The following is a 6,534-nucleotide window of genomic DNA, read 5'->3' on the forward strand; positions in this document are numbered from 1 at the left end:
CTTACGTTGCCGGTCATCGCCAAAACCCTTTCCCAGGTGCGTATTCGAAGCCAAGGGAGATAAGCATGCGCGCAAGTTTCCTCTGCTCTGCTCCCTCGATTTTTCCGGCTTGAATCCAGACTTTGCCCAACCCTAGGACACGTTCATCGGATATAGAAAAATTGTTCGCGCGTGCCAGCTTTATTCCGTAGTCGAGATTGAGATCAACGCGCGCTTCTTCGTCACAAGGCTGGTCCCCCCGCAGCGCGTCGTAAGAGGCGATCGTGGGTTGCGAGCATTGGACCAAAATTGAAGAGCGCCCCTGTGCCATGCTTTCGGAACTGCGGTCTTCACCTCCCGAGGCGTCAGCTGACGTCGGCTGTGCCGACGAGACGACGCGACTCTCCACTTCGTCTTCTGTGCAGGGCTGGTTGATCGAGTGCGAGGGCGTTTCCGGCCGTTCAATCTCGCTCACACCTGAAAAATCGCTCTCGAGTGATGCCTCAAGCGACCGGAATAGATCATGGAGGCGAAGCGGATTGTCCATGAACTGAATCGCTTTAAGTGCCTTGACTTCGATTTGACGAATCCGTTCTCTCGTCACGCCAAGGAGCTGCCCAACCTCTTCTAGCGTTTTTGGGCCAGAACCGTCCCACCCGAAGCGAAGCTTTAGAATTTCGCGCTGCTTCTCTGGCAGGCGGTCCAGAAGCCCATCGAGAGTTTTGTGTAGTCGTGTCAACTCGACGCCTGCCAACCGTCCTTCGGCGCGGCTGTCGATCAACAGGGAGGACTCGCGGCCATGAGCAAAAGCCATGAGCTCTTCTAAGCTCACAAGGGGTTTCTCGATCTCTAGAAGTTCGCTGGCCGTTGATTCTGCGGTGCCGAGCAATCGCGCGAGTTCGTCCAACGACATGGCACGTCCGTTCTGCTGGAGAAATTCGTTGGCGAGCCGCTTGGCTTTTGCAAGGGATTCTTTCCTATGCACCGGAATTCGAATCAGATGACCGGTGTCCGCGATGGCTCGAGTGATGTTTTGACGAATCCACCACGTCGCATACGTCGAGAATCGAAATCCAAGGCGCCAGTCAAATCGCTCGACGGCTTTCATCAGACCGATGTTACCTTCCTGAATGAGATCTTCGAAATCGAGTCCCCGGCCGTTGTATTTTTTTGCAATTGAGGTCACCAGACGAAGATTGAAGGCAACCATCTTTTCCCTCAGCTGAAAGTATCGCGTAATGTTCGCGCGAAACTCGGAGCGTGCGGAAGAGACGTCAGAGGCTCGTGCCTCATGTCGCAGTGTTTCAAGAATGCTTGGGGGAATGCGAACCCCGGCGAGGAGGCTTCGCACCTTTGCCGCGTCCGAAATAAAGGTGGCGATCGACGGCAGCGAATCGGAAAACCGGCTCGAACTTTGATCCAGTGCTTCACTGCGAAGCGAATCCTCTGCATCGCTTGCGCTGCTTTTTGGGGAATCCGGTGTCGGAGTTGTGGTTGATTGAGCGTCCGACGATGACGTCGGGGCGCACATGTTGTCAGCGTCGGCGTTGCCCTCGTCCTCTTGAAACGCGTCGCGGCCATCACGTTTGGTTTCGGTTGCTGCTTCGAGCAGAATTTTCAGTCCTTGTGGCCAAGCCGCAAGCGCATCCAATGCATCGTCCATCGATGCTTCAAGCTCCTTTCCGATGTCAATTTCTTCGGCGGCGGTAAGCAGTCGTTGGCTACCAAGCCGAGGACTGGACATCTCCTTCAAGTAAGGCCTGATCGCAAGATTTCTCGGGCTTGAGATTTCCTTCAGATAGAGGAGAGCTTCCTCAACGTCGGATTCGTTGAAGCGCTCATCGAAGACCGAATCTTCGAACAGGTCGGAGGACAACCTATCGTCGACGTCAGCCCCCATTGCTTCGAGCGTGGTTCGTATGCTTTGCTCGAGATCAGCTTCGTCGACGCCAAACCTTTTGTCTTCGAAGAGATCGATTATGGCTGTGTTCGGAATGCTCGCGTCTTGCTGCGCCGCCCAGAAAAGTCGACGAAGTGGGCCCGCAAGCTCATGCTCTTCAAGCGCCGAAAACGCAGGCGCTTGCTCAGGCAGATCGACATCAAAATCTGCCCAATCTTCCGAGCTGTCGATAGCTTGGTGCAACCCGATGCGGTCTTGAAGATCTGCTGCGGCCTCAACAATCGAAGCGTCGGTGACAGGGGGTGGGGGAACGTCGTCTTCAGGCACCCACACCAGGTGGTCGAATTCGTCCTCCAAGATCTCCTGCGTCTGCTCTGCTCCAGGCGCGTCTTCTTGCGCGACAGCGGCCTTTTCGATGGCTTCCTGCGCGCGCGCCTTTGCTTCGGAAAGAACGGCGATGGTGTCAGCGCCGGCCCCATTCGCTTCAGCGAGCGCCAAGGCGTCCCTCCCAAAAGAATCAAGCAAAGCCAACTTGGCGCCGGATGACAAAAGAAGTTGGCAAAGAGACGCGCGGCCCAAGCTGGCTGCCAACATGAGCGGGGTCAGCCCATGCTCGTCCCTTGCGTCAAGCGGGTCGCCGCGATCGATGTGTAATTTGACAGCGTCTTCGACTCCCTTTGTCACCGCGATCCTGAAAAGCCTGCTTAGCTTGTGTTCTTCGTGTTCGCCGGCGTTCACTATCTTCCCCGTTGCTCTGGACCTCGAGTGCCTGTCGTAGACAGGTCAATATTTGACCCTTGGCTGCGGACTATTTACTCGGGGGCAAAACCTTTCACTTTGTAATAAATCGTATGACGAATTCAATCAGATGATAATTTACCTGCAACTGTTAACGACCAGAAATCGCACTTGTTTATGGGTTTCCCGACAAGATGTTGCTGAATTCTTACAGGGCGCTTGTGCACCTCGCGTTTGAGCGGATTTCTTGTGGCTACTGTCGTCCCGACTACATTCTTGGATTGCGAAACGTCGTAAAGGCGGTAACCGTCCATCCATGACCGTATAGATTCAAAAGAAGCGATGGTGCTCTGCCAAAAGCACAAAGACAGAAGAAACTGTGGCTTTCTCTGTCGTATTCGCTTCCGACAGATCCGCAGCGTCCTCAGACTCATCGGCGCAGCGTCTCTACGCTAGGGAATCTTATGTCCGATCAGGTTTCACGCTGAACCTCCGCATTGCCGCAAATCGGCTTTGAGCCCGTTGAGCAGATTGACCCACTGCGCGACGGTTGGGCTCTTGTCGGGGTCGACGCCAAAAAGCCGCCTCGAGCGCGGAGACCATGGGCGGCGGGAAGTCTTGAAGCCGGGTTGATTTCAGAGGCGGCATAGGCCGTGTCTGCGCTCGCCGCGCAAGGCGAAGCGATTTTGGGCGATCGACTCGCCGAGGCTCGGTTCTGCGTCCTAGAATCGCCCGGTAGGGACGTCGGAACATCGCGAGCAGTTGGAAGATCGCGACCGCGAGCCCGAAATGATCGTGCATCTGGGGCCGCTCGACCTCTCCGAGGCGCGCCCCTTGGAGCTCGTGCGGCAAGTCTTCGGTGCCGACGATGCAACGATACAACCGGCCTTGCGTTCGGGATCGGGAGCCGTCAGCGTCGATCTCCGCCACGGTGGCGGTCGGGCTGACTAGCACGCGGCAAGATTGAAATCGCCGATCATGCATTCCATGTCATGGACCGCGGAAACTGCGCGACATTGGCCGCGTCTCACGCCGGAAATCAATAGTCCGCGCTCGGGAATTGGATCTTGCAGGAGTTTGGACCACGGCTCGTGAATCGGCCGTGGCTCGGCCATCAAACGCATGACGAAGCCGACGAAGCGCCTCGACACGTTGGCGGTGATTCCTAGCGGGAAGGCGACGAGGTTGGTTCGTCTAGACAGCCGGTTTCCAACCATCGCGACGACTTTGTCTTCGCGCCGGGCGCAGATCGCTCTTGTAGAGCTCGACGGCCTCGCCCCGGCGGCCTTCTGTGAAATAGACGTCGCCCTCTCCGCCGCGGGCGGCCCAAGAGGTCGCCGAGCCGAGATCTCTTTCCCGAGATCAAGGCAGATTGCCGGCTCATCGGCTTGAAAGTAGGACGAGGGTCTTGTCGTGGTCGCTCCGATCGCAGATCGCTCTGCCGTCGAGGTAGCGGCCCAGTGCGCCCGACAGGGCGGCGAGGCGGCCTTGCTCGCTCGCGTGGTCAATCAGCCGCAGCATCGGCTCAAAGAAGCGAGGCGAGGTCGCCAGCGTCGACTGCTCCAACGCCAGCGACTCGATGCCGTCGGAAAACAGCGTGAAAGCGTCGTGTCCCGCGTCCGTTCGACGGGCCCACGCCGCACTTGGGGCTTGTCCGCCACGAAGAATGTGGTCGACGCGAGCTCGCCGCTCACTGGGGCCGACAAGGTCTCCCGTTCGCTATCTCTTCGGGCGACAACAGCGCCGTCGCCAATCTGCCGGCACAACGCCTTGTCGCCGCGGATCGCCAAAACAACGAACGTCGCGGCAAATTGCCTGCCCTCGATGTTTCTGTTGGAGGCTGCGCGCCCCAAGCGGTCGCGTAGTCGTCGACCCTGGACATGGCTTGGCCGTCGCTCGGCAGGCGGTCGTTTCTCTCGAACAACTCGCGAAAGCGGCTGGATAAGACGCGAGAAACCAGCGAAGCGTCTTCTCCTCTCATGGCTTGCGCTGCCCGTCCCATCAGAAACGACAGCGCAAAGAGAGTCGTGCACAGTTAAGGAGACTTTGACGGCGTCGTGCTTGCGGGTTCCTTGTCGAAGATGCGACGTCCCAGGCGCGGCTCGGCTGCACAGCGCCAGCGTTTGTCAGCCCGCAACTGCCCACCCGTCCGGGGCGGGCGGATTAACTAGCCGCACCGACTCGCCCGGGCGTGACGGAGAGGCGTGCGTCGAAGCGACAAATTGCAACGGGCACTATTACAGACAGGGGCTGTGGAACGGCAAAGCTCATGGCCAGGGGGCCACTGCCTCAATCGTCGATTCCCGATCCTGTGTTTGGTCGATCCAAAAGCCCTGAGACCTCCAAGAGGGTTTCGACAGCTTAGCGCGATCGCCGCGCCCCATATTCGGACGGTTTCCCAATGCGTGATGCGCTCCTTTGGTGGTAAAGCAACTCCGAGCGCGGCCAGAGCGTTGCAAGGGGGCGCGGAGGTAAGGAAATCATCTGTTGCCAGAAAGCAGGTCGATTGCTTTCAGAAGAAGTTCAACGCAAGCGTCAACGTCGCGCTCGGCCCCGTCGGCTCGTCCCGCCATGATCAAACAAGCGGCGTGCACGGCGTTCGAATGCCGTGCGAGGGCGAGAAGATGCTCGCCTTTCGGGCCGCGAGTCGCATTCAACCAGTTTTGAGCGGTGCGCTGACTAACCCCGGTCCAACGCGCCGCGACTTTAACGGCGTTCGCGGAATCTTTGAGATCCGACTTCAGAGCCATCGCGATAGCGAGGGGGTATTCAGCGCCGACGGGCTGATCGTCGCGCAAGTTCTTGCGGTTTCTCGGCAACATCTTTCTCGCCTCCAAACGTATAGTTTCCGGACGGATGGATCAACGGATGGCTATGCGCGTGACCTTATTGCAGCGCTGGCGGATTCCGAGCGAAGGAGGAGTAGCGTGATTTGGCCCTCGCGCGAACGAAAGACAAACAACGAAGCCGCCGGGCGACCGCGCGCGGCCGCGTATGTGCGCATGTCAACGGAGCATCAGCAATACTCCACCGAGAATCAACGCGAAGTCATTGACGCGTTCGCCGACCTGCGCAATCTCGACATCGTGAGAATCTACGCCGACGAGGGCAAAAGCGGGCTGCGGCTCGACGGGCGCGAGGGCTTGAAAGCGCTACTTCAGGACGTGGAATGCGGGCGTGCCGACTACGATTTCGTTTTGGTCTATGACGTGAGCCGCTGGGGACGTTTCCAAGATCCGGACGAAAGCGCGAGCTACGAGATTCGATGCAAGCAGCGAGGCGTTCGCGTCCTTTATTGCGCGGAGCAATTTGAAAATGACGGCTCGCCGGTTAGCAGCATCATCAAGAGCCTCAAGCGCTCGATGGCCGGCGAATACAGCCGCGAGCTCAGTGTAAAGGTCCACGCGGGGCAAACGCGCTTGATCAAAAACGGCTACCGCCAAGGGGGGCAGGCTGGATACGGGCTCCGCAGAGCGATTGTCGATCAAGCCGGAGAAGTGACGGAACTCGCTGCCGGCAAGCACAAGTCCATTCAAACCGATCGAGTGATTCTGCGCCCCGGTCCAGCGCAAGAGGTGGCTACAGTGCGAGAGATCTACCGCGCATTCGTCGAGGACGGCCGCGTCGAGAGCGAGATTGCGCATACTCTGAACGCCTCAGGGGTGCTCACGGACAGAGGGGCTATGTGGACACGCGGCACAGTGCATCAGATCTTGATTAATGAAAAGTATGCAGGGCACAACGTTTGGAATCGCGTTTCCTATAAGCTCAAACAAGAGCGAGTGAAGAACCCGCCTGCCGAATGGGTGAGAAAGGACTAGACAGCGTCAAGCGGCACGGCCGGTCAGCGACAACTATTCTGGCCGGTCGACGGGTGTAATTGTCGCTGGCTAGTTCATAGTTGTCGCTTCTCCATC

General features: G+C 58.1%; 3 protein-coding genes and 1 pseudogene. 1 reads left to right on the forward strand and 3 read right to left on the reverse strand.

The window, feature by feature from the left end; genetic code table 11:
- Positions 1 to 13: 13 nt before the first annotated feature.
- The 3 genes from QCE73_RS14925 to QCE73_RS39420 form a co-directional block, all read right to left on the reverse strand.
- Positions 14 to 2,617 carry a sigma-70 family RNA polymerase sigma factor gene (locus QCE73_RS14925; RefSeq protein WP_309881866.1) on the reverse strand — a complete coding sequence of 868 codons (2,604 nt, stop codon included), beginning with the start codon at positions 2,615 to 2,617 and terminating at the stop codon, positions 14 to 16.
- Positions 2,618 to 3,997: 1,380 nt separating this feature from the next.
- On the reverse strand, positions 3,998 to 4,183 hold the full coding sequence (locus tag QCE73_RS14930; protein ID WP_309881867.1) for a hypothetical protein: 186 nt from the start codon (positions 4,181 to 4,183) through the stop codon (positions 3,998 to 4,000).
- The gene (locus tag QCE73_RS39420; RefSeq protein WP_404989770.1) at positions 4,126 to 4,737 is read right to left on the reverse strand and encodes a protein phosphatase 2C domain-containing protein; all 612 of its coding nucleotides are present in this window, start codon (positions 4,735 to 4,737) and stop codon (positions 4,126 to 4,128) included. The genes QCE73_RS14930 and QCE73_RS39420 overlap by 58 nt, the downstream gene beginning before the upstream one ends.
- Positions 4,738 to 5,547: 810 nt before the next feature.
- Here QCE73_RS39420 and QCE73_RS14935 point away from each other — a divergent pair.
- Positions 5,548 to 6,435, forward strand: a pseudogene (locus QCE73_RS14935) (recombinase family protein); the annotation flags it as partial.
- Positions 6,436 to 6,534 lie beyond the last annotated feature (99 nt).

The sequence above is a fragment of the Caballeronia sp. LZ029 genome, assembly GCF_031451275.1.
In the GTDB taxonomy this organism is placed as follows: Bacteria; Pseudomonadota; Gammaproteobacteria; order Burkholderiales; family Burkholderiaceae; genus Caballeronia; species Caballeronia jiangsuensis.